Annotated in this window: 14 protein-coding genes; 9 read left to right on the plus strand and 5 right to left on the minus strand. The window is 46.9% G+C overall.

Annotation, left to right across the window (positions count from 1 at the left end):
- Positions 1 to 15 precede the first annotated feature (15 nt).
- From HRI96_RS02695 to HRI96_RS02730, 8 genes are all read left to right on the plus strand, one after another.
- A complete protein-coding gene (locus tag HRI96_RS02695) occupies positions 16 to 174 on the plus strand; it encodes a hypothetical protein (RefSeq protein ID WP_210117995.1) in 159 nt (52 codons plus the stop codon).
- An 80-nt stretch (positions 175 to 254) separates the two neighbouring features.
- Complete coding sequence (locus tag HRI96_RS02700) at positions 255 to 1160, plus strand: nucleotide exchange factor GrpE (RefSeq protein ID WP_256729280.1); 906 nt, start codon at positions 255 to 257, stop codon at positions 1158 to 1160.
- A 158-nt stretch (positions 1161 to 1318) separates the two neighbouring features.
- On the plus strand, positions 1319 to 3295 hold the full coding sequence (dnaK, locus tag HRI96_RS02705) for a molecular chaperone DnaK (RefSeq protein ID WP_210117996.1): 1977 nt from the start codon (positions 1319 to 1321) through the stop codon (positions 3293 to 3295).
- Positions 3296 to 3496: 201 nt separating this feature from the next.
- On the plus strand, positions 3497 to 4639 hold the full coding sequence (gene dnaJ, locus HRI96_RS02710; protein WP_210117997.1) for a molecular chaperone DnaJ: 1143 nt from the start codon (positions 3497 to 3499) through the stop codon (positions 4637 to 4639).
- 119 nt (positions 4640 to 4758) lie between these two features.
- Positions 4759 to 6162 (plus strand): PP2C family protein-serine/threonine phosphatase, encoded by a 1404-nt coding sequence (locus HRI96_RS02715; RefSeq protein WP_210117998.1) that lies wholly within the window; start codon positions 4759 to 4761, stop codon positions 6160 to 6162.
- Positions 6159 to 8420: a PP2C family protein-serine/threonine phosphatase gene (locus tag HRI96_RS02720; RefSeq protein WP_210117999.1), complete on the plus strand. Its 2262-nt coding sequence runs from the start codon at positions 6159 to 6161 to the stop codon at positions 8418 to 8420. The genes HRI96_RS02715 and HRI96_RS02720 overlap by 4 nt, the downstream gene beginning before the upstream one ends.
- Positions 8421 to 8423: 3 nt before the next feature.
- The gene (locus HRI96_RS02725) at positions 8424 to 8750 is read left to right on the plus strand and encodes an STAS domain-containing protein (RefSeq protein WP_210118000.1); all 327 of its coding nucleotides are present in this window, start codon (positions 8424 to 8426) and stop codon (positions 8748 to 8750) included.
- 18 nt (positions 8751 to 8768) lie between these two features.
- Complete coding sequence (locus HRI96_RS02730; protein WP_210118001.1) at positions 8769 to 9548, plus strand: M15 family metallopeptidase; 780 nt, start codon at positions 8769 to 8771, stop codon at positions 9546 to 9548.
- 54 nt (positions 9549 to 9602) lie between these two features.
- Here the strand turns inward: HRI96_RS02730 and HRI96_RS02735 are convergent, their stop codons facing one another.
- The 5 genes from HRI96_RS02735 to HRI96_RS02755 form a co-directional block, all read right to left on the minus strand.
- On the minus strand, positions 9603 to 10472 hold the full coding sequence (locus tag HRI96_RS02735) for a diacylglycerol/lipid kinase family protein (RefSeq protein ID WP_210118002.1): 870 nt from the start codon (positions 10470 to 10472) through the stop codon (positions 9603 to 9605).
- Between the two features lie 5 nt (positions 10473 to 10477).
- On the minus strand, positions 10478 to 13144 hold the full coding sequence (gene leuS / locus HRI96_RS02740) for a leucine--tRNA ligase (protein WP_210118003.1): 2667 nt from the start codon (positions 13142 to 13144) through the stop codon (positions 10478 to 10480).
- 4 nt (positions 13145 to 13148) lie between these two features.
- Positions 13149 to 13550, minus strand: coding sequence for a hypothetical protein (locus tag HRI96_RS02745; RefSeq protein WP_210118711.1), 402 nt, complete (start codon positions 13548 to 13550; stop codon positions 13149 to 13151).
- Positions 13551 to 13658: 108 nt separating this feature from the next.
- Complete coding sequence (locus tag HRI96_RS02750; protein ID WP_256729281.1) at positions 13659 to 15707, minus strand: InlB B-repeat-containing protein; 2049 nt, start codon at positions 15705 to 15707, stop codon at positions 13659 to 13661.
- A gap of 156 nt (positions 15708 to 15863) precedes the next feature.
- Entirely contained in the window at positions 15864 to 16571 is a 708-nt protein-coding gene (locus HRI96_RS02755) for a DNA-binding domain-containing protein (RefSeq protein WP_210118004.1), read from the minus strand.
- 1043 nt (positions 16572 to 17614) lie between these two features.
- On the opposite strand from HRI96_RS02755, the gene HRI96_RS02765 reads away from it, so the two are divergent.
- Positions 17615 to 19678: a toprim domain-containing protein gene (locus HRI96_RS02765; protein WP_210118005.1), complete on the plus strand. Its 2064-nt coding sequence runs from the start codon at positions 17615 to 17617 to the stop codon at positions 19676 to 19678.
- The last annotated feature ends 135 nt before the right edge of the window (positions 19679 to 19813 follow it).

Consider the following 19813-nt stretch of genomic DNA (forward strand, 5'->3'; position numbering starts at 1 on the left):
TACTATAAACACATTGTGCATCACGAAAAAATCGCCTTTAGCGATTTTTTCGTGATTTTGCGCAAGGGATCGCGCGGAAAGACCGGAGCCGTATTCGGACGGCGAGGACTTGGAGCAAGAGCCCGGCGGCAGCTTGCCGCCGATGCGCCCGTATTAAAATTCGATTTTTTATGAGTTTGTTTTTAAATTTGTTGACGTTTTTTGTTACTGTTTATTATCTTTAATAATGAAAACAATCAAAATAAGGAAAAATAGTGAAAGCGAAAGAAGATGAGACCGTAAAGGCCTCTGAAAAAGATTTTGAAAAAAACTGTAAGGCCGGGCACGGGTTTGAGGGCCAGCACGGCGGAAAACACAGCGAAAAAGCTCATTCCGGTAAGCATTCGGAGGTGGATCGCGAAGCTGCTCAAGATGCGACGGAAAAATGCGGCGCAAAAAATGCGGACGGGGCTTTCGGATCGGGGGCCGGCTCGGACGGTAAAAACGCTGCGTCAGGCATGAAGCAGGGCGAAGCGTGTGAAAGCGGTACGGGCTGTGAAGAATGCGGCGCTAAAAACGGGAGCGGATCTTCAGGTCATGGCGGTTCTGAAAAAGTTTGCGGCGGCGAGGGATCTTCCGCTTCCGACGCCGAGAAAATCGAAGCTCTTACAAAGGAGAACGCTGACTTAAAGGATCAGCTTTTGAGAAGGGCTGCGGATTTTGACAATTACCGCAAGCGCATGCTTAAGGAAAAGCAGGACGCCTTTGACTACGCAAACACGAATCTTTTGCAGGACTTGCTTGAAAGTCTTGATAATTTTGACCGCAGCCTTGAAGCAGCTAAAAACGCGACCGATATAAAGGCGATAGTCGAAGGCATCAAAATGGTGAGCGGAAATTTGGTTTCGATGCTTGAAAATAAATACGGATTGATGTCTTACGGCAACGCAGGAGACGCTTTTAATCCGGACGAGCATGAAGCTATAGGAAGCAGTACGGGGCCTGTGGCCTCGCCGGTCCTTAAAGATGTCTTTTTAAAAGGCTATAAATTAAAGGACAGGATAATAAGGCATGCGAAGGTTTCGGTTATGATGCCGGACGGAAGCGTAAGCGATAAGGCGGAAGGCGCGAACGGTACTAACGCTGAGAGCGATTCAAACGCTGCCGGCGGAGGCAGTTGAGGGCGGCAGCCATTGCCTAACTTACGGCTTGCGGCGGACAAACGCTGAACGGCTGAGAGCGGTTTTCAGTTATGCGGACTGACGGTCCTTTATAAAAATTATTGATAAAAATGTGAGAGGATCCGATCGGATCTTTGTTTACAATAGGAGAACAGGATATGGGTAAGATTATTGGTATTGATTTAGGAACAACTAATTCTTGTGTTGCGGTTATGGAAAACGGCGAGCCCGTCGTTATTCAGAACTCGGAAGGCGGACGCACTACGCCGTCGATCGTAGGTTTTACTTCTAAGGGAGAGCGCATTGTGGGCGCTCCCGCTAAAAACCAGATGGTCACTAACCCCAAAAACACGGTTTATTCGATAAAGCGCTTGATCGGGCACAGGTTTGACGAGCTTCAGGGCGAGGCTACAAAACTTCCCTACAAAGTCATAGATAACGGTTCCGACTGTCGTGTAGAGATCGATGAAAACGGAACGAAAAAGCAGTACAGTCCTCAGGAAATAAGCGCCTTTATTCTTCAGAAGATGAAAAAGACGGCGGAAGATTACCTGGGACAGGAAGTTACGGAAGCCGTCATTACGGTTCCCGCCTATTTTAACGACGCTCAGCGCCAGGCTACAAAGGACGCCGGTAAAATCGCAGGCCTCGACGTAAAAAGAATCATAAACGAGCCGACGGCCGCTTCTTTGGCGTTCGGGTTTAACAAGGACTCAAAGCAGGAAAAGACAATTGCCGTCTATGACTTGGGCGGCGGTACGTTTGATATTTCCATACTTGAGCTCGGCGACGGTGTTTTTGAAGTGAAATCCACAAACGGTAATACTCACCTCGGCGGCGATGACTTTGACCGAAGGATAATAAATTGGCTCATTGCGGAGTTTAAAAAAGATACGGGAATCGATCTTTCAGGCGATTCCATGGCTATGCAGCGTCTGCGCGAAGCCGCTGAAAACGCAAAGATCAACTTGACGAACCAGACAAGCACGGACATAAATCTTCCGTTTATCACAGCCGTGGACGGTACTCCTAAGCATTTGCAGAAGACTTTGACTCGCGCTCAATTTGAGCAGATGACCGAAGATCTGTTTGAAGCTACAAAGGAACCGTGCCGCAAGGCTCTTGCGGACGCGGGACTGACGGCCGACAAAATCGATGAAGTTTTGCTCGTAGGCGGATCTTCCCGTATGCCCAAGGTGCAGGAAATAGTTAAGTCCATTTTCGGCAAGGAAGGAAGCCGCGCCGTAAACCCTGACGAAGCCGTTGCTGTCGGAGCCGCAATTCAAGGGGGCGTTCTCGGAGGCGACGTTAAAGACGTGCTCTTGCTGGACGTTACGCCGCTTTCTCTCGGAATTGAAACTATGGGCGGAGTGTTTACAAAACTCATTCCGCGCAACACTACAATTCCTACGAAAAAGAGTCAAATCTTTTCTACGGCTGCTGACGGTCAGACTGCGGTATCGATCCACGTGCTTCAAGGTGAGCGCGAAATGGCGGATCAGAACAGAACGCTCGGCCGCTTTGATCTGGTAGGTATTCCCGCGGCGCCCCGCGGCGTTCCGCAGATAGAAGTTACGTTTGATATTGACGCAAACGGCATTGTGCATGTTTCGGCAAAGGATCTGGGAACCGGTAAGGAACAGCATGTTCAAATTACGAGTTCCAGCGGTTTAAGCGAATCCGAAATTGAAAAAATGGTCAAGGATGCCGAAGCTAACGCCGAAGCCGACAAAAAGAAAAGAGAAGGCGTTGACGCTAAAAACGAAGCCGACAGCCTTATTTACGCTACGGAAAAGAGCGTAAAAGAATTGGGCGATAAGGTTTCTCCTGCCGAAAAGCAGAAGATCGATGACGCTGTGGCCGCTCTTAAAGCCGCCTTACAGGGCGACAATGTCGAAGACATTAAGGCTAAAACCGAAGCGCTCAAACAGGCTTCGTACAAGATTGCCGAAGAAGTTTATAAACAGCAATCGGCTGCAGGGGCCGCTCAAGGCGGGCCGGGCGGAACAAACGGCAGCGCTGAAAACGGCGGAACTTCCGCTTCAGGAACTTCCGATGCGGGCGGAACAGCCGGCTTTGACAAGGGTAAGGCGGACGATGCCGAATACGAAGTTCATGACGACGATAAAAAATAAGGTTTTCGTCTAGTAAAAGGTTTTATCGGAAAAACACCTTCGGCATCGGTTTGACAGTGCGTCGGCCGACGCCGGGGTGTTTTTTATCTTTGTTTTGTGATATAATTTTTTAATTATCTGTGCGCAAAAAGCGCACGAATGCGTCTTCCGTGAAAGCTCAAATCTTTTTCCGGCGGCGCATTTAAATAAAGGTTAGAATTAATGGCTAAACGTGATTATTACGAAGTTTTGGGCGTAGAAAAAGGCGCATCTAAAGACGATATAAAGAAAGGATACAGAAAACTTGCAGTAAAATATCACCCGGATCGCAATCCCGGAAATAAAGAAGCCGAAGAAAAATTCCGTGAAGCGACGGAAGCTTATGAAATTTTGTCCGACGATCAAAAAAGGCCTCTTTACGATCAATACGGATTTGCCGGCGTAGAGGGTATGAACCAGGGCGGAACGGGATATTCGCATGCGTTTCACGATTTCAGCGACTTGTTCGGCGGAATGGGCGGCGGCTTCAGCGACATATTTGAAAATATTTTCGGCGGGGGCTTCGGCGGTTCTTCAAAGCGGACGAGCTCTTCGGATCCTGCGCAGGGCAGCAGTCTCCGCTACGACCTTGACCTGGGCTTTAAAGACGCTGTTTACGGTACAAAAATAGAAATAAAGTTTCAGCACAATGAAATTTGCGAATCTTGCCACGGCACGGGCTGTTCCGCAGGTTCAAGCAAAAAGACGTGTACTTCTTGCGGCGGAGAAGGTCAAATACGCAGAAGCGCGGGTTTTTTTGCCGTGCAGCAAACCTGTCCAACCTGCAACGGCAGCGGCACCATAATTGAAAATCCGTGTCCTCTTTGTCACGGAAGCGGCGTGCAGGTAAAAAGCAAAAAGATGACTCTTTCCATTCCTGCAGGCGTTGACGACGGAAAACGCATTACCATTCCTCACCAAGGCGACGCAGGCGCGAACGGCGGACTGTCCGGAGATCTTATCGTCTTTTTACATGTCGCACGGCACCCCTACTTTGAGCGAGACGGGCAGGATCTCTATTGCGCCGTTCCTGTAACCATGGTTCAAGCCGCCATAGGCGCGACGATAAATATAACTTCCCTTGACGAAAAGAAAATTGAAATAAAAATTCCCGCGGGAACGCCTCACGGCAAAGTTTTGCGCGTAAAAGGGGAAGGAGTGCCTTTTACGGGTTCTACAAGGAAGGGAGACCTTTATGTAAAGATAATGGTTCAGATTCCCCAGCGCATGTCGAGCCAGCAGAGAGCGCTCCTTGAAGAGTATCTGAAAATGGAAGGAGCGACGACGTCTCCCAGTCTTATGCCTTTGTCTTCTTTAGGAAGATAGTGTATTATTTTCGGAAGAGAGATTTCGAAAAATCGCTTTTGACGATTTTTTTCAGGGTGCCCTCATATTAATCGCGCTTAATATGTGCCGTCTTTAAAATTTTTTGCGCTGGAGGCTTGATGATAAGGACTCAGGCTAAATTTATCAGGGCGATATGCAATTTTACTGCGGCGGTCTTGTCCGTCATAATAGCTTTTTTTATTTTTCCTCATCACGCGGCTAACTTTTCAAAAAACTTTACGGTCATTTTAATAAGCGCATGTATATGCCTTGTCCTTAGCTTAAAAAGAAAAATACTCGTCCGCTCCATTACCTTTATCGAAAACAGGGGATTAAGCGGCGGCGAAACCGCCGTCCTATTGCAGTTTGTCAAGTCTCTTAGGAACTGCTATTCTTATGACGATTTTTTTTCCGCTTCCGCGGACATCCTTGAAATACAGGGCGGCTGTTCGGTTATCTACATAGACAGCGCACAAAACTATGTTCTTTACAACAGTCCCGACCGCATTGCATCTTCGCCTCATATAACAAAGATTTTGCAGCATAATTTTCCCTATACGTGGGAAGACGGCATTTATTTTTTAGACAGAAAATTCGGCTTAAAACATAAGAGCGCAGGCTCGTTCGGCATTTTGTGCTGCGTAGGGACTTATCACCTTTTTATCATAGGCAGCTCTGCCCAACGCTTTGACAGCGCGGTTTATCCCGTTCTGCTGTATGAAATGCGGCGTTTCCAGAATCACACCAAAATTATTTCGGAAATGGAAAAAATTTCCGAACTGTCGCGGGAATGGAGAAAGCTCGCCGAAACACAGCGTTATTTTTTACCGCAAAAAATGCCCGAAATAAAAGGATTAAAAGCCGCTTCGTTTTTTAAACCTCTGATAAACGTTTCAGGCGATTATTATTCTATGCTTCCCGTCTCTCAGACAAAAGCCATAGTTTTGCTTGGCGACGTTTCCGGCAAAGGGCTCGCTTCGGCTCTAATAATGGGAATCGCTATGAATACTGTAAAAAGCGCTGAAGATAAAGAAGATTTGGTGGCCATAGTGAAGGCTATCGATCACTCGATAAAAGAAATGCGCCTTCAGGATAAATATACGGTTTTATTTATCGGCTTGATCGATACTGAAGATATGAGCCTTAAATATGTAAACGCTTCCGTAGACGACGCCATGATTTTTTTCAGGAATGAAGACGGAATAAGCATGAAAAGACTTAACCCGAATTGTTCCATCTTGGGAATTATTGATCTGGAAGAAATTCACGTCGACGTATGCGCCTTGAGGCAGGAAGACGTTTTGTTTTTAGCTTCCGACGGAGTTTCCGAAGTGAAGAACAAGAGCGGCGAAGATCTGGGCGGCACGGAAATATATCTTGAAATGTTAAAAGAAAGCAGCATTTTATCGCCCGACGATTTTTTGAAAAGGGTCATGCATCTCGTACAAAAATTCTGCAATAACAAGCTGCATGACGATATTGCCATGCTTGCGGTTAAGGTATCGACCGGAGGAAAACAGTGATCTTTATTTTGATAACGCTTATATCCGTCGCTTATCTTTTTTTGATACTTTCAAACAACGCCGGAGTGCGTTTGAAAACGCCTGTTCTTTTATCCGAGTCCTGCACGTGCGCTTTTATTTTTGCCGCGTCTTTGGCGGTGGGGCAGACCGCTCTGTATTATTTTCAGAAAAACTTACATATCTTTGAATTTTTGCTTATCCGCTTTTTACTGCTCATGGAAAGCTTTTTTTACATAAACATATCCCTTTATTTTTTTTCTCACCTCATAACGGAAAACTGTAAGATATTTGCCCGTTTGCGCCATACGCTGTATCTTTTATCGCTTGTTTTTGTAGTTATGCTTCCCGTTTCCGTTACGGTGTCTAGGGCTGCATCGGGGAATTTACTTTTGCTGGAAGTCCTTCAGATAGTAGGCGGTTCCATACGGCTTTCTCCGCCGGCTATGGAAAATTTCTATAAAGTTACGGCTTCCTGTTTTTTGGCGGCGCCTCATAAAAATATGAATTTCCCGGGCGAAATGATGATCATTACTTACCGCGTAATTCTGCCTTTAATTTCCGCAGCCGCCATGTTTTTTGCCGCAGGAAAAAACGTATTGAAAATTCAAAAGGCTTTTTTTAACATTGCGGCCATGTTTTTTTTATGGATAGGATGGTATTTAGTCCGGTTTGCATGCCGGCGTGACGTAAGTTTTATTGTTTTTACAGTTCCTTTTTATGTCTGTGCGCTTTTGACGCTTATAAAATCCGAAAAGATAACGGGATTGTTCAGAAGACGCTATTTTATCGTGGATTTTGCGTCGGTGTTTTTGCGCTTCATTCTTCCTTCCCTGCTTTGCGCTTTAATGTATATTCCCGTATGTTCGATATATAAAAAATCGCCTCCGTTCGCGTGGGTGTTTTTCGGTTTTTATGTTTTAGGAATTATAAATCTTGCGTATTGGGCTAATGATAAATTCAGGTTCAAAACAGGCGGACTTGCCGACCGTTATAAGGCGGATTTTGAAAATGAAATAGCTTCACTGGATTATAAGCAAGAGCCGTCCGTCATTACCATGAACATAGCCTCTCTTTTTAAAAAATACGCTTATGCCGGAAATGTTTTAGTCGTGATCCCTGAATCCGCTTCTCAGATGAAGGTGATTTACAGTTCCAACGAGACGAATTTTCGCTTTTCCGCCGACGATGTTAAGCTTTTTGATTTTCTTGCCGAAATCCGAAAAGAAATTGTCTTTGCTTCGGACGCAGGAACCGACGCCCGCTTGGACGGAGTTAGTAAAACTCTTTCAAGTCTGTTTCGCCGTTCGGCTTCGGAAGCTCTTATCGTTATGCACGAGGGGCTTCATGTGTCCGGCGTTTTTTTACTGGGCAAAAAAATAAACGGTCACGGCTATAATTCCTACGACAGAATCGCTTTTTCTGACCTTTACTCATATTTTTTCGTTTACAGCTATTTTATCCAAAATGCCGCGAATAAGTCGATTTTGAGCGTTTTTGCGCGCGAAGTAAGCCTGTCGTCTCAGATTATAACTTCGATCAGGCAGAACATGGATCTTCCCGATCAAAGCAGGATGGACGTTTCTTACAGGATGCTTGCCGCCCGCGAAATCGGCGGAGAATTTGTAGACATGATAAAGCTGTCGGACGATGAGCATTTTTTTGTGCTTGGCGCCCTTGCCGGCAGAGGCGTAAGCGCAAGCATGAATATGGTTATATTAAGGAATTTTATACGAACCTATGTTTCAAAAAATAATTTGCACGGCGGAGGGCTCATTGAATTTGCCGACAAAGTCAATTCCTTTATAATTGAAAATTTGCCTAAGGAAACTTTTTTTTCAGGCGCCTTCCTTTTTGCCGATCTTAAAAAAACACAAATACGCTATATCAACTGCGGCGTTCCGGCGATATTTTTGTATTCTGCCGAACTTCACAATGTTACGGATATCGAAGGCAAGGGCTGCGTGCTTGGAGTTTTAAAAGACATACATAAGCGTATTGCAGTTAAAGAGCGGCAGTTGCACAGGGGAGACGTCGTGTTTATGTGTACGGACGGTCTTATCGACTCGCGTTCGGTTCGGGGAGAATCCTTCGGCGGAGAGAGGATCCGCCTCTGTATAGAAGAAAGGAATTTTTATCCTGCGGATCAGATTATCCGGCACATACTCAACCAGCTTGCGGTTTTTATGCCCGAAGAAATTTCAAACGACATAACCGCATTGGTTTTGAGAAGCGATTCGAACGGACAGGCGGAGGGGTGACGTATGGAAAAGCTTTCAATGAGCGAAAGGACGGAATCGAATTTCACCTTGTATGAACTGCGCGGCGCTTTTACGTTTTATACGATCGACGCGGTCAGGTCTGTCCTGTATAAAAAAATTTCAAGGTCGAACGTAGTTCTTGATCTTTCTCAAGTGTCGGATATAGATTCTGCAGGAACGGGGCTTCTTCTTGCGGTGTTTAGCGACGCTCTTAAAGCGGAACATACCCTATACATGTTAAATCCTTCCGAAAACGTCCTCCGCTCTTTGGAAAAGACGGGGCTTTTTGATCTGCTTTCGGTGATCGCATCCGTAAACGAAGCGGTATGATTTTGTTATGAGGTTGAAATGATAAAAAGATTTTCCATACTGATAGTTGTTTTTTTGTTCGCTGCGGGCGGCTGCAAAAAATCTTACGCCGAATCCGTACCCATGAAACAATCGGAAGCCAAACTTGCAAAGGCCTTTGCGATGCTCAGCGAAGACGCCCGTAACGCGATCCCGAACGGCGATCCTGAAGAGTTTTTGGCGGATCTGCAAAAAGTTTTAGACGCGGATAAAGAGGGACTTCTTGTTCTATGCGACAAAACGCACTCGCTCGGAGCTTCCTATGTTCCGAAAGATCTTGTAACTCTGGAACAAAATGACGCTTATTCCGTAAACAGAAAAGGCCTTCAACTGCGCCTTACAGCGGAAGAAAATTTGCGCATTATGGCGCAGGCGGCAAAAAAGGACTCCGTCACTTTGCTTGTAAGTTCCGCCTACCGCTCATACGATTATCAGAGAGCGGTATATGACCGTCTTGTAAAACTGCAGGGACGGGAAGTTACGGACCGGGAAAGCGCCAGACCGGGAACGAGCCAGCATCAGCTTGGGACGACGGTGGATTTCGGTTCGATCGATGACAGTTTTGCAGACACCAAGGCCGGCAGATGGGTAAACGCTCATGCGTCGCAATACGGATGGTCGCTTTCTTTTCCCGACGGGTACGAACATGTTACAGGATACCGCTGGGAAAGCTGGCATTTCCGCTATATCGGAAAGGAAGCGTGCGCCTTTCAAAATAAATGGTTCGGCGGAATACAGCAGTTTATGCTGGAATTTATCCACGCGTACAGATCTATATGATGTTTCAGCTGCGGACGCCGCGGTTCCGTAGCCCGCCGCCTTCCGAATAAGGGCCTACCGAACACAGTCCACCGAATAGGAAGTTACGTTCGGAAACGCTTCCCCGTCGATCTGGATCGTAACGGGGTTGTCAAAAGTTACGGTGATTTTTTTTGCGGGAATCACATCTATGTAGTTTTTTCGGCGCACGTATTTTCCCGAAAGAAATTCCGGAAATATCCTAAATGTTTGACGCCTTTTTAGACTGTGCGCCGCTACAAAGCTCACGGTCTTGTCTTTGGCCAGCCGATCCTGTTCAGGGGCAACCTTCATTCCGCCGCCGAAATAGCGCCCGTTCATGGAAGAAATAAGCCATATGTCGTTATAGCGGTGCGGAATTCCGTCCACCACTGCGGTAGCCGAAAAAGGCTTATATGCGTAAAGGAGCCCCCTTGCGGCGATTAGCGTGTAGTTGATCGGTTTGTCGCTTTTTTGCCTGCTTTTTTCGGCTTCATAACAGCACCAGCCGTCAAGTCCCGCTCCGGTTCCGTTAATAAAGTGATGAATTTTGCCGTTTATGCTTACGGAAGGCAGGTTTTCAATATATTTTTTAAGGTCGATAAGTTTTTTTTCTTTGGAATGATGAATATCGTGCATAAAGTCGTTTCCTGATCCAGACGGAAAAAAAAGCAGCTTTGCATGGATTGAAGAAGGAGAGCCGAAGTCATCGTAGATCATGTTAACAAAACGGTGCAGGGTTCCGTCTCCGCCTGCGATGACGGCAGTGTCTTTGGGGGACAATTCCACCAAAAGACTTTTTACATTTTTTTCCTGAGTTACGTCAAAAAAGGAAACGTCGTTTTCCGTTAAGAGCGAGGCGATCAGAGAAAGGTCTTTTTTTGCTTTTTTGTTGTTTGCAAGCGGATTATAAAAAATATACTGCATCTCGATTATTTTACTACGATATTTACGAGCTTGTCCGGAACGACTACGGTTTTTACTATAGTCTTGCCTTCCATGAATTTACGGGCGCCCTCCGTCGCATAAGCTTTATTTTCCAGATCCTTTTGGGGAGCGCCCGGAGGAGCGTCGAATTTATCCCGCAATTTTCCGTTGATCATAACTACGATTGTCTTGGAACCTTCTTTGCAGTAGTCTTCGCTGAATTCCGGCCATTTTTCATAAGCGATCGTTTTATCATGCCCCATGATCTGCCAAAGCTCTTCGCCTATGTGCGGAGCGTAGCAGGCTAGCATTTTTACAAAGCCTTCCCACATCGTGCGCGGTATGGAATCCAATTTTGAAACTTCGTTTATAAAGATCATCATCTGGCTAATCGCCGTATTAAAGTTAAGAGATTCCGTGTCGGAAGTGACTTTTTTTACCGTCTGCGCGTAAAGTTTGCGTACGTCGGCAATGCGCTTGTCAGTAAGCGGCAGAGTGATGTCCGTTTCGCTTAAGGGTTTTTCGCCTATCGACCATACTTTTTCAAGAAAACGGCTTATTCCTATTAACCCCTGCGTATTCCAAGGTTTTGACATCGTAAGCGGGCCCATGAACATTTCATACATGCGCACGCTGTCCGCTCCGTATTGCCTTATCATATCGTCGGGATTTACAACATTTTTAAGCGATTTTGACATCTTTGCCGTAACCTGCTCAAGTTTTTCATGAGTTTCTCTGTCTTCATATATGCCGGGGGCAACTTCTTCAACCTTGTCTACGGGGACTAAGGACTTATTAGCCCTTTGGTACGCAAAAGACGTGATCATTCCCTGATTTACGAGCCTTTGGAACGGTTCCGTCGTATTTACCGCTCCCAAATCGTAGAGCACCTTGTGCCAAAAACGCGCGTAAAGAAGGTGCAAAACCGCGTGTTCCGCGCCTCCCACATATAAATCGACCGGCATCCAGTATTTTATTTTTTCCACGTCGGCAAGCGACTTTGTATTGTGAGGATCTATGTAGCGAAGATAGTACCAGCATGACCCGGCCCACTGCGGCATGGTATTCGTTTCACGCTTTGCCGGCCCTCCGCATTTGGGACATTTACAGTTCACCCAATCGTCGATTCCTGCAAGCGGGCTTTCTCCCGTTCCCGTAGGCTGATATGTTTTCACATCGGGCAGCTCAAGCGGAAGATCTTTTTCATCTAAGGGGACTGTTTTACATACAGGACAATGAACGAGGGGTATCGGTTCTCCCCAATACCGTTGGCGGCTGAAAACCCAGTCTCGCAGTTTGTAGTTTACGGCCTTTTTACCTATACCTCTTTGTTCAAGCCATGCGATAATGTTTTCTATTGAACTGCGAGTGTCCATGCCGGTAAATTGCCCGCTGTTTATCGAGTATCCGTCCGCAGCCGTGCATTTTTCCGCCGCTGCAAAAACATCGTTGTGTGCAGAAGCAAGAGCCTTGTATTTTTCAGGATCTTTAGCGGCCTCATTTAAAATTTCAAGACCTTTTTTTTCATCGCCGCCCGCTAAAGAAGCGATTTCTTCCTTTGAAGCTACAACTTTGATTACGGGCAGAGCGAATTTTTTGGCAAAATCCCAGTCGCGCTCGTCGTGCGCCGGAACGGCCATAATCGCGCCCGTTCCGTATGAGATAAGAACATAGTCCGAGATCCATATAGGAATTTTATTTCCGTTTACGGGATCGATCGCAAAACTTCCCGTAAAAACTCCTGTTTTATCCTTGTTAAGGTCGGTCCTTTCAAGATCGGATTTTTTTGAAGCCGCTTCAACATATTCGCTTACGGCTTTTTTTTGTTCTGCGGAAGTGAGCTTTTCTACCATCGGATGTTCGGGCGAGATTACCATGTACGTAGCTCCGAACAGGGTGTCGGGCCGCGTCGTATAGACCGTCAAAAAATCTTTTGTTTCTTTTCCGTCTTTGTCCGCTATGTGAAAATTCACTTCTGCGCCTGTGCTGCGGCCTATCCAGTTTTTTTGCATAAGATTTACCGACTCAGGCCAATCAAGCGTGTCAAGATCTTTTAAAAGCCTGTCCGCATATGAAGTGATCTTTAAGATCCATTGTCGTATCACTTTGTGAGTAACCGAAGTTCCGCAGCGTTCACATTTACCTTCTTTGACTTCTTCGTTTGCAAGACCTGTCATGCAGCTGGGGCACCAATTGATCGGCGTCTTGGCTTCATAGGCAAGCCCCTTTTTGTACAGCTGCAAAAATATCCATTGAGTCCAGCGATAATAGTCCGGCGTGCACGTGGAAACGCAGCGGTCCCAGTCGTAAGAAAAACCGAAGGCCTTTATCTGCTTTGTAAAGTGATCTATGTTTTCCATCGTAGTAGTACGCGGATGCGTTCCCGTCTTTATTGCATAATTTTCTGCGGGAAGACCGAAGGCGTCATAGCCCATGGGATGAAGGACGTTGTACCCGTTCATGCGCAAAAATCGGCTGTATATGTCGGTTGCCGTATAGCCTTCCGGGTGACCCACATGAAGACCTTGAGCGGAAGGATAAGGAAACATGTCAAGTATGTATTTGCGCTTTTCCTTAGGAACGTTGGGATCTTCTTCCGTCTTAAATGTTTTATGCTCTTCCCAATATTTTTGCCATTTGGCTTCGATGGTGTCAAAGGGATATTTTGCCATATTTTTACTTCCTTACATGCGTTTTAAGTTTGCGCTCGGCGATTATTATTTTAGGAATTATATTAAAAAAAGAGGATGAATTCAATGAATCGGTTGTGTGTGACGGGTAGGGAAAGCGCGGTTCGGCGGAAGAAGCTCTCCCGTAACAGGCGGCTTGCATTATCTTTTGTACTGAATCTCCAGGTGCAAAAAGCCGCCTGCGTCCGCCATGGATAGCGGTAGTTTCAAACGCCATTTCGATGTCGTAGGCTTTCCCGTTTTCGTCTTTGACCAAAATGTCTAAGCGTATGGATTTTGCTTCCGAGCCTGTGAGTATTGCATTTTGCGATGACAGGTGCGTTATTTTTCCGATTTGACCGGCCAAGGTCATTTCAAGAAAAGTTTTACAAGTTTCTTCATCCTGCATGATTTTACAGATTAAAGTTTTAGTCTTCGTCTAAAACTTTCAAGTTTGTACCACCGCCATCTTGAGGCGGGGTACAAAACAATTACCAATTACACATTACCCATTAAATTACGGCAGTGCCACGAACGGCTTTTTGAAGTCCTTCCATATCGATTCACTTTGGTACGCGCTGACCGAGGCGGAGGGCACTTTTAATGTTACGCCGGCTAAGACTACGCCGCTAAAAGCTCCGCCTCCCAGTGCCGGAGGAGTTGCTGCCATACAGGTAACGCTTTGCAATGCCGTGCAGTTTACACAGAGATTAGTTCCCGTTTCAGTAAGAGTAGATGGCAGTTCGAGTGTTTTAAGCTTTGTGCATTCGTAAAGGAACATGTGGTCCAATTTGGTAATGCCTTCGGGAATCTTAACATCTTCCACCTTGCTGTAACCGAGGAAGGCATTCCCTATGGAAGTAAGCGTCGAAGGAATATTGACCGTTTTCAACTTTAAACAGGCGTACAAAGCCCCGTCTTCTATCGTTGTAAGACCTGTCGGCAATGCAATGGCAGTAAGTTTGCTATTACCCTTAAAAGAGCTGTCTCCCAGTACCGTAACGGAAGTAGGCACCGTATAAGACGTGCCGGTTTTACCGTTCGGATAGCGGATCAGCTTTGTTTTAGCCTTATCGAATAAAACGCCGCCGTCTACGCTTAAAAAGGCAGTTTCACCGCTTAAAGCAAAAGCCGTCAACGAGGTTAAATAACCGAAGCCGCTTATACATTGTTTGCTGAAACCGGTGAGGGTATATGTAATACCCGAATATTCGGGCTTTACATTGACGGTATAGACAGTGCCGCCGGCATCGCTTTCCCGCTTTGTCATTATTACATGCTTTTGTTCCTTGTCGACTACCTTGTACTCTGCACCGTTTGAGAGCGTAAAATTATCGGGAATAGTTACGGAAGGCACAAAGGATACCTGTATATCCGCCCCGCGTGTTACGGTGTGCTCATAGGTGTTTGTGATATTGCCCGGGACGGCCGTGCCGTTTACCGTCCATTTTTCCACCTTGTAGCCCGTATCAGGAGACGCCGTAAAGGCGAGTACGGTGTTTTCGGCAACCGCAGTGCCGGAAGTAAAGGCTGTCCCGTCCGCCTTGTATGTTGCGCTTATAGTGCCGTTAGTGCCTGCAACGCCGAAGCTGACGGTATATGTGGTAGGAGGCTTTAACTTAAAGCTCACGGCAACCGTTACCGGCTCGGTTATTTTTACCATCGCCGTACTGCTTCCCGCCTGTCCGCCTGCAAGGAGCTGCCCGCCCGTAATCGTCCACGCGTCCACCGTGTAGCTTGCTGAATCAGGAGAGGCGGTAAAGACGATAGTCGTGTTCTCATTTACCATACCGCCTGCAGGAAGGGCAGGTTCGGCACTTATGCTTCCGTTTGCACCGGCTGCCATCGTTACCAAGTGCTTCGAAGTAAGCGTTTGCACTTTAAAGCTCACCTTTACGATAAGATTGCCTTTAAGATTTACCTTCGCCGTGTTGTTTCCCGCAGTTCCCGTACCCGCTTCAAACACCATTCCCGTGCCGAATATCTGCCACTCTTTTACCTCGTAGCCCGCAGCCGGAAAGGCCGTAAAGGTTACGGTTTTGCCTTTTTCGACATTTATGGGGCTTGCCTCCGTTTCCGTAACTCCGTCCGCCTTTGCTTTAAGCGTACCGTTCCCGCCTTCCACACTGAATGTTACGGCGTACTGCGGAAGCGGCGTGCTGTCGCTCTCAAAGCTCACCTTAACCTCGGCCGCCTTGGTTACAGTAAATGAATAGGAACTGTTTGTGCCGTTTACAGGGTTGCCGTCAAGCGTCCAGCCCTTTACCCTGTAGCCCGAATCGGGTGTTGCCGTAAAGACAATCGTTTTACCCTGTTCCACCTTATCGCCCGAATTGATTTCGGTGCCGCCAACTGTCGCTTTAAGCGTGCCGTTTGGCGTAGTGCTGTCCACGCTGAATGTTATGGCGTGCTTAGGCTTTGGCGTAGGCGTGGGATCGGGTTCCGGCGTTCCTCCTGAACCCGATCCGTTGGAACAGCTTATCGCCAGACCTGTAAGTAAAACTGCGGCAAACATCGCCGCCCGGCGCATAAAGCGCCGTGTCTTTTTGTTGTCTAAGTTTGTCATATAGACCTCCTCATAAATAAAATCCTTTATCAATTCCGGCACTAGGCCGGGAAAAACAATTACCTTACGCAGTAAGTTTGACTTACCCTATGCGGTAAGCCGGAGTTACCTTATGCGGTAAGAGCGGCTTACTCTATGCAGTAAGTCTTCCGCACCCTATGTAATGGTAAGCGGTTTGGCAAATCTACCGACTTTCAGCGTTTTAAGCTGTTTTGTCGCATTGGCATACTTTGTCCGCACTTCTATGTAGTACGTTCCTGCTTCCAAATCCGCAGGGATAATCGCCATAACTCGCGCGGGTTTGTTTTCGGCGATAACCGCTGCACGAACGGGATTCCCCGTTTCGGGGATGAAGAAAATGCCCTGAGAGGCGTCTTTGGCACCGAACTTGAGCCGTGAGCCGGTAAGCTGCACCACGCCGCCTTTGGTCAGTGTTGTGTTTACCGTGCCGGACACGATGTCGGAAACTTCGGTGATGTACGGGTCGGTACTTGCAGTTCCCGTCTTTTCGCACCTGATTTTACCGATTGCGGCTTTGAGCGCAGTTCCCGCCGTCATGTTCAAATTGACCGTGTGCCGCTTTTTATCGAAGGCGTCGTTAGCCCCGTTGAACACGCCGGAAATGCTCAAGGCGGTGTTCATAAGCGGGGTGTTTAAAGCACAGCCGTCGGCAATAACCGAGGCGCACACTTCGCCGTAGATCTGCAAAACCGCCGAAACGTCGGCCCGCGTGAGCGTGGAACCTTTTTGCATCATCAAGTCGATAATCTCGTCAAGCGTGTACGAGCGCACATCCTGCGTCTGCGCCATAAAGTCGTCCGGCGCAGCGGTAAGTAAGTTTTCACGAAGAGAGTACTTGAGCATAAATACCTCCTAAAAATTGTTTCGCAGACTTTATCAAAAGCCGAGAAACAATTTTTACGCACTTTCGCAAACGTTAGTTGAGAAAGTGCAGACCGATAATGCGACGTTTTAGGCTGAGGCCTAAAACTCGACGTTGAAGCGAGCGGCGCTATTTGAGCCGTGAGCTTCAACTGACCTCCTTTGGTAGGGCGAAAGACACCCGATAAAAAGCATACGTCCGTGTATGCTTTTTATCCCGAGTTTTCTGTCGAAAACTTGCAGGTCTTATTCAGGCGGACGTCCTGTCCGGTTTCTTCCTTCCCCTAAAACCCAACCCATCTTCCAAATAACGCTTAAGGGCTCCGAATTGCTACGCCTTGCTTGCAATTCCTTAAGAATCCCGCTCAAGAATGTACGTCCTTGTACATTTTCAGCTGCGAGTTTAACCTCCTTTTCTGTAGGAACAGCCGCTTTGCAGACAAAAGCGGCTGTACAGGCAAACTGTGGAAAAATAAAAAAACGCACAAGGGCGCAATACTGCCTTTATGCGTTTGATTTGTTGAGAAAAGTTGTGTGCGTTTGAGTGAAAATTTATGCGGGCATGAGTTAGGCGACCGACCGACCGACCGACCGACCGACCGACCGACCGACCGACCGACCGACCGACCGACCGACCGACCGACCGACCGACCGACATTATTAGGCGCGTTTCATCTTTGTCAAGTACTTGAGCGTGATTTTTCGTGTTTTGTGCATTAAGCGCCGGCGGCAGTGCCCGCGATCGGCGTATAGCCGTTCGCAGCGCGCTGTGTCGCGCCGGAGATAGAGCTGTACCTACGGTATCGTACATAAGTCTCTCGTAACAATAGATTGCGGGACTGACTTAAGATGACTGATGTGTTTATCATACCGTTTTTCTCCGCAGATTTCAACTTTTAGGGAAAGTTTTTTGCTGCACGGACAGGAGGCGCAGAGCTGCGCCGCTTTTGCCCGCGGCATACGTGCGGCGGCTGTCAGTGCGCGCGGTTTGAAAAAAATCCGCCGTTAATGTATACTTGTACCTTATGGGTGGGGAAAATTTAAAAAGGGTGGAAGAAAACAAAAAATCCGCCGTATCTAAGACTGATAAGACGGCGTCTGCCGCACAAAGAAGCACACAAAAAAGCATTAGCAATGCGGAACAAAAAAACAAAACGGCGCGAAAGTCCGGGCAGGCCGCTGTAGACGTGACGGCGCAAAAATCGGCGGCGCAGGGAGTAAACTCGATTCGCCGCAAAAAAACTTCGCCTAATACGGCTGTGTATGACGAAGACAGCATACAGCACCTTGAAGGGCTCGAGCATATACGGCGCCGGCCGGGAATGTACATAGGAAGCCTGGGCGACGGTTCGGACGAAAACGACGGAATTTATATTCTCTTAAAAGAAGGAATCGACAACGCAGTCGACGAATTTTCACAGGGGTTCGGCAACCGAATCGACATTTCCATAGACGGAAGCGGACGGGTTCGCATACGAGACTATGGACGCGGCATTCCCTTAGGAAAACTTGCCGACTGTGTTTCAAAGACGAACACGGGAGCAAAATATAACGATTCGGTCTTTAAACAAGCGATAGGAATGAACGGCGTAGGCATAAAGGCCGCAAATGCGCTTTCGTCCTATTTTAGAGCCGCTTCGATGCGCGACGGAAAATGCGCCGTAGTGGAATTCGAGCGCGGCGTAAAAAAATCCGAAAAGATGGGAAAAGTTCCGCAAGGTTCAAAGGACGGAACGTATCTTGAGTTTATCCCCGACGAGCTCATGTTCGGCAAATATTCGTTTAACATGGACGTTGTGGAAAAGCGCCTTTGGAACTACGTATATCTTAATCCCGGGCTGAAGATTGTTTGCAACGGCAAAGAATATTTCAGCGAAAACGGTCTCGTCGATCTTTTGAACAAGGAAATGGACGGAACTCCTCTTTATCCTTACTGTTCATTTAAAAATGAAATGCTGGAATTTGTCTTTACCCACACTAACGAGCTGGATAAGACGTTGTATTCGTATGTGAACGGACAATCCACCGCAGACGGCGGAACCCACGTTACTTCATTTTTGGAAGGCTTTACAAAGGGCTTTAACGATTTTTACAAAAAAAACTATGACATAAAAGACGTTACAGGCGGACTTGTAGGAGCTTTAAAGATCAGCATAGACAATCCCATGTTTACCAGTCAGACAAAAAACAAGCTGGGCAATGTGGAAATTCGATCTCCCATAATAAAGGCCGTCCAGTTTGCCATTGACGATTGGCTTCGCAGGAACCCTTCGGCGGCCTCGGGCATTGAAGAAAAGATCATTCGCAACCAAAAGGCTCATGCTGAAATAAACGGCGTAAAAAAAGAAGCCCGAGAAGCCGCAAAAAAAATCTCACTTAAAATTCCGAAACTGAAGGATTGCCGCTATCACCTCCAAGACGGAAAAGCCGGTGAAGATTCCATGATCTTTATTACGGAAGGAGATTCGGCAACCGGCTCTATGGTCGGAAGCCGCGACGTAAGAAATCAGGCGATATTCAGCTTGCGCGGCAAGCCTGAAAACATGTTCGGCCGTAAACAAAAAGATATATACAAAAACGAAGAACTGTATAATTTGATGATGGCTTTGGGAATTCAGGAGAATGTCGAAGACCTGCGCTATTCAAAGATAATAATTGCGACCGATGCCGACAATGACGGATTTCACATAAGGAATTTGGTTTTAACGTTCTTTCTTTTGTTTTTTGAAGAACTTGTTACCGGAGAGCGCGTTTTCATACTTGAAACTCCTCTTTTTCGCGTGCGAAACAAAACAAAGACTGTTTATTGCTACGACGAAGAAACGCGCGACAAACAGATGAAGGCTTTGGGAGCGGGCGCGGAAGTTACGCGTTTTAAAGGCCTCGGCGAAATAAGCCCTGGAGAATTCGGACAATTCATACACGAGCGCAAACCCGGCGACGGCGAAGACGTAGGCATGCATTTAACTTCGGTGAGCATTCAGACTCTTAAAAACGTTCCTAAAATACTTTCGTTTTATATGGGAAAAAACACGCCTGAAAGACGAGACTTTATCGTGCATCACCTTTCCGCGGACATAGACGCTTGACTTACATGTTTGGGCGGATGGTTTTATGGAACGGCGCAGGACATGTTTTTATATTATGCTTGGGAGCCTCTGAAAACTGCCGTTTTTAGAGGTAACTGCCGGCTTATGAGCCGGTAAAAGACTTGTAGGAAATTT

Source organism: Treponema parvum (assembly GCF_017893945.1).
GTDB classification, from domain to species: Bacteria; Spirochaetota; Spirochaetia; order Treponematales; family Treponemataceae; genus Treponema_D; species Treponema_D parvum_A.